This window comes from Vibrio sp. 378, assembly GCF_033339435.1.
The window spans coordinates 1-736 of sequence record NZ_JAWOUO010000492.1 but is presented as its reverse complement, the minus strand read 5'-3'; the positions used below and the strand labels follow the sequence as shown (position 1 = coordinate 736).

General features: G+C 43.8%; 1 pseudogene. It reads left to right on the top strand.

Going from position 1 to position 736, the window contains the following annotated elements:
* Positions 1–719, top strand: a pseudogene (gene scrG, locus R7Q48_RS27135) (regulatory protein ScrG); the annotation flags it as partial.
* Positions 720–736 lie beyond the last annotated feature (17 nt).

Below are 736 nucleotides of genomic sequence, written 5' to 3'. Positions count from 1 at the left end.
CCTTGAGTGTGAAGTTTCAACCAATCATTAATGCAAAAAGCTCCGAAGTGGTGAGTTTTGAATCTCTCGTTCGTTGGCGTAGCAAAGAGTTTGGCGAAATTTATCCCGATGAGTTTATTCCCGTAGCCGAGAACAAAGGCTTGATCGTCGAGCTAGGCTATCAAGTGTTCGCGAAAGCTTGTCAGTTCATAAAACAATACCGTGAACGCTACCAAAATGAAGTAAGAGTGAACGTAAACGTCTCCGTTCTGCAGCTTATGAATGGTGAGTTTCCCTCAAGAATCAAAGCCATGGCTGACGAGGCTGGCGTCGCACCTCAGTCTATCGTGCTAGAGCTCACCGAAACATTCATTTTGGATAACAACCAAACGGCTATGGCCCCCTTAAACACGCTTCGTGAGTTGGGCTTTGCGTTGTCTTTGGATGACTTTGGTTCCGGGTACAGTTCTTTAAACTGCTTCTTTGATTTACCGATGACGCAGATAAAAATCGATAAATCGATGGCTTGGAAAACGCTGACAAACCACTCTTCGCGAGAGTACCTAAAGTTTTTGATTGCAATGTGCCACGAGAACAATATTGAGGTAGTAATTGAAGGCATTGAGGATGCGAAGATGTGCGACTTCTTTACTCAGATGGGCGTCGATTATTTACAAGGTTACTGGTTCTCAAAACCCTTATCTGTCGCAAGTGCTAGCCGATATTCATTGAATTCGTAGTTCGAATTTTGTCATTC